Below are 4,532 nucleotides of genomic sequence, written 5' to 3' on the forward strand. Positions count from 1 at the left end.
GCGAGGGCGACCATCATGGCCCAGGAGGCGGGCTGGACGACGTCGACCCGGTCCAGGCCGGGGGCGCCTTCCTCGCCGCGGAGTACGGCGGTGAGATTCCAGTCGACGAACGGAGACAGTGCCGCTTCGCACTCGCCGATCACGCGGGCGAACTCGGGCGAGGAGGCCAGCAGTTCGACCGCCATGCCCGCCCACTGCGAACCCTGCCCCGGGAACACGAACACGGCGGACGCACCGGACGAGCGGCCCGGCTTGGCACCGGAGATCGCAGCGGTCACGCCGTCGATCTCGCGCGAGGCCAGTGCGTCGAGGCCGGCGAGGAGTCCGTCGCGGCCGTCGGTGCCGGGGATGACGGCCCTTGATTCGAAGGCGGAGCGGCCGGCGGCCAGGGAGAACGTGACGTCGGCGGGGCTGAGTTCCGGCCGTGCCCGTACGTGCTCCGCAAGTCGGCCCGCGGCCTCGGCCAGCGCGTCGGCGGAACGGGCCGACACCACCCACGGGAGGTGCGAGCCGTCCAGTCCGACCGTGTCGGGCGGCGTGTCCCGGATGGTGTCATCGTCGGCCGGCGCTTCGGCGAGGACGATGTGGGCGTTGGTTCCGCTGATGCCGAAGGAGGAGACACCGGCCCTGCGGACCCTGTCCTCGGCGGCGGGCCACGGACGCGGCTCGGTGAGGATCTCGACGCCGCCCGATTCCCAGTCGACCAGTTCGCTCGGCTTGCTCACGTTGAGCGAGGCCGGCAGCTCACCGTGCTGGAGTGCCATGACCATCTTGATGATCCCGCCGACGCCGGCGGCGGCCTGCGCGTGTCCCAGGTTCGACTTCAGTGAACCGAGGAACAGCGGCCGGTCGTCCCGCTCCCTGCCGTACGTGGCGAGGAGGGCCTGTGCCTCGATGGGGTCGCCGAGGACGGTGCCGGTGCCGTGGGCCTCGACGGCGTCGACGCCCGAGAACGGCACCCCCGCGTCCTGCACGGCGGCGCGGATGACGCGTTCCTGTGCGGGGCCGCTGGGCGCGGTGAGGCCGTTGGAGGCGCCGTCCTGGTTGACGGCCGTGCCGGCGACCACGGCGAGCACGTTGTGGCCGAGGCGTCGGGCGTCGGACAGTCGCTCGACGACCAGGACACCGACGCCCTCGGCCCACGCGGTGCCGTCCGCATCGGCGGAGAACGACTTGCAGCGGCCGTCCGCCGCGAGCCCCCGCTGACGCGAGAACTCGATGAAGGTGTTCGGCGTCGACATCACCGCCACGCCGCCCGCGAGGGCGAGCGAGCACTCGCCGGACCGCAGGGCTCGTACGGCCAGGTGCAGTGCGACGAGCGACGACGAGCACGCCGTGTCCACGGTCAGCGCCGGGCCCTGCAGGCCGAGCGTGTACGCCACCCGGCCGGTGGCGACACTGCCTGCGGTGCCGGTCAGGAAGTGGCCCTCGGCCTCTTCCGGCAGCCGGCCGCCGCCCCCGTAGTCGTGGTACATCACCCCGGCGAACACCCCGGTCTCGCTGCCGTGCAGCGATCCGGGCGCGATGCCGGCCCGCTCCAGGGCCTCCCACGACACTTCGAGGAGCAGCCGCTGCTGCGGGTCCATCGCCAGCGCCTCGCGCGGCGAGATCCCGAAGAAGGCGGGGTCGAACTCGGCGGCCTCGTGGAGGAACCCGCCCTGCCGCACGTAGGAGGTGCCGGAGTGGTCCGGGTCGGGATGGTAGAGGCCTTCGAGGTCCCAGCCGCGGTCGGCAGGGAAGCCGGAGATCACGTCCCGCTGCTGGGCGACGACCTGCCACAGCGACTCGGGCGAGTCCACCCCGCCGGGGAAGCGGCACCCCATGCCGACGATCACGATCGGATCGTCGTCCGTACGCGGTGCGGCGACGGCGACGGCCTGCGGGGCGGCGCTCTCGGCCCGCTCCCTGGCGAGCCCGAGCGCGAAGTCGACGACGGCGGCCGGTGTGGGGTGGTCGAAGACGAGCGTGGCCGGGAGGCGCAGTCCGGTGGCGGAGTTGAGACGGTTGCGCAGTTGCACCGCGAGCAGCGAGTCGACGCCGAAGCTCTTGAACGGCTGGTCCGGGTCGATGCCGTCCGCCGAGTCACGGCCGACGACCGAGGCGAGCTGGGCCCGCACCAGGTCGAGCAGCAGACGGCGGCCCTCCTCCTCGGACATCCGGCCGAGCCTGCGGCGCAGACCGGACTCGCCGGGGCGCCGCTGGGGGACCCGTACGAGGGAGCGCAGTACCGGGGAGAGGGTCCCGGCGAGCGCGTCGGAGCGCAGCGCGGCCGGGTCGAGCAGGGCGGGCACGAGCACCGGGTGGGTGTCGGTGAGTGCCCGGTCGAGGAGTTCGAGACCCTGCTCGGTGGAGAGCGCGGTGATGCCGCGGGTCGAGAGGGTGTCGTCGTCCAAGTGCCCTGTCAGGCCCGTACGTTCGGCCCACAGGCCCCAGGCGAGCGAGGTCGCCGGGAGCCCGGCGGCACGGCGGCGGACGGCGAGGGCGTCGAGGAAGACGTTGCCGGCGGCGTAGTTGGCCTGACCAGGGTTGCCGAGCACGCCGGCCACCGAGGAGAAGAGGACGAAGGCCGCGAGGTCCTGGTCGGCGGTCAGCTCGTCGAGGTGCGCGGCGGCGTCCACCTTGGGCCGGAGTACGGCGGCGAGCCGGTCGGCGGTCAGCGACTCGACCACGCCGTCGTCGAGGAGCCCGGCGGTGTGGACGACGGCGGTGAGCCGTACTCCGGTCAGGAGCTGAGCGAGCGCGTCGCGGTCGGCGGTGTCGCAGGCGGCGAGCGTGACGTGGGCGCCCAACTCGGTCAGTTCGGAAGCGAGTTCATCGGCGCCCGGCGCGTCGGCGCCTCGGCGGCTGACGAGCAGCAGGCGGCGGGCGCCATGCCCGGTGACCAGGTGCCGGGCGACCGACGCGCCGAGCACACCGGTGCCGCCGGTGATGAGCACGGTGCCGTCCGGGTCGAGCCGGCTGCCGCCGGTCAGGTCGGCGGCGGAGGCGTGCCGGACCAGTCGGGGGACGAGGAGCGCTCCGCTCCGCAGGGCGAGCTGGGGCTCGGTGAGCACCGCCCCGGGAACGGTGTCGGCCAGTTGCGGCGCCGCGTCCGGATCGAGGTCCAACAGTGCGAAGCGGTCAGGGTGTTCGGACTGCGCGGTCCTGATCAGGCCCCACACGGTGGCCTGGGCGGCGTTCGTGACCTCCGGTCCGGCGGCGCCGTCCGTCAGTACGAGGAGACGGGAGCCGGAGAAGCGGACGTCGGCCAGCCACTCCTGGACCAGCCCGAGCGCCCAGCCCGCGGCCTCGTGCGCGTCCATGGCGAGGTCGGCCCCCGTGCCGGTCGAGTCCTGCGACGCGACCGGACATCGGACGCCGACGACCTTCGGTACAAGGTCGGGCACGTCGGCCAGGTGCGCGACCAGACACACGTCGACGTCGGTCGCCGCGGCCGGAACGGGCTGCCACTCCAGCCGGAACAGCGCGTCGGCCCCGCTGCCGGCGGCGACCGCATCGGCCGTGAACGGCCGCATCGTGACGCCCTCCGCGGACAGCACGGGCTTTCCCGTCCCGTCGGCGACGAGCAGGGCCACTCCGTCCTCGCCCCGCGCGCTGAGCCGGACCCGCAGGGCGTCCGCCCCCTCGGTGAAGCGGGTGACGCCGGACCAGGAGAAGGGCAGGACGGTGCCGCCGTCCTCGCGGAGCAGACCGACCGCGTGCAGCGCCGCGTCGAGCACCGCGGGGTGCAGCCCGAAGGCGGAGGCGTCGAGCTCGGCGGGCAGACCCACCTCGGCGTAGACGTCACGACCGGCGCGCCAGGCCGCGCGCAGCCCCTGGAAGGCGGGACCGTAGTCGTAGCCCGACTCCGCGAGGGTGTCGTAGCGGGTCTCGACGTCGATCTCGTGGGCGCCGGGCGGCGGCCACTCGACGAGGTCGAAGTCGGCGGTGACGTCGTCGATCTCGAGCACCGCCGCGGCGTGCCGCGTCCACGGGACATCCGGGTCGGCGTCCTGCGTCCGGGAGTGCACGGCCAGCTCCCGCTGCCCGTTCGCACCCGGCGGTTCCACGGTCACCCGGAGCTGCACGGCTTCGCCGGGCGGCAGCACCAGCGGCGCCTGGAGGGTGAGTTCGGCGAGCCGGCGCCAGCCCATCCGGGCGCCCACGGCCATCGTGAGCTCAAGGAACGCGGTGCCGGGCAGTAGCACGGTGCCGAGGACGGCGTGATCGGCGAGCCACGGCTGCGTGTCGAGGGCGAGCCGCCCCGTGTACACCAGCCGGTCCTCCTCGACGAGCTCGACCACGGCGCCGAGCAGCGGATGCCCGGCCGATGACAGACCGAGCCCTCGGGCATCCGTCGAGGCGGGTTCGGGTGTGAGCCAGTAGTGGTGGCGTTGGAAGGGGTAGGCGGGGAGTTCGACGGTGTGGGTGTGGTAGGGGGTGAGGGTGGTGGGCCATTCGATGGTGATGCCGTGGGTCCAGGCTTCGGCGGCGGATTCGATGAAGCGGTCGAGGCTGCCGGTGTTGCGGTGGAGTGTGCCGACGACGGCGCC

The 4,532-nt window shown here is 73.7% G+C and carries 1 protein-coding gene; it reads right to left on the minus strand.

Features of this window, described 5'->3' with window-relative positions; genetic code table 11:
• A partial coding sequence (locus ACIA8N_RS36475) for a type I polyketide synthase (RefSeq protein ID WP_365787925.1) occupies positions 1-4,532 on the minus strand: 4,532 nt, incomplete at both ends.

Origin of the sequence: Streptomyces sp. NPDC051822 (assembly GCF_044452745.1) — a bacterium.
Classification (GTDB): domain Bacteria; phylum Actinomycetota; class Actinomycetes; order Streptomycetales; family Streptomycetaceae; genus Streptomyces.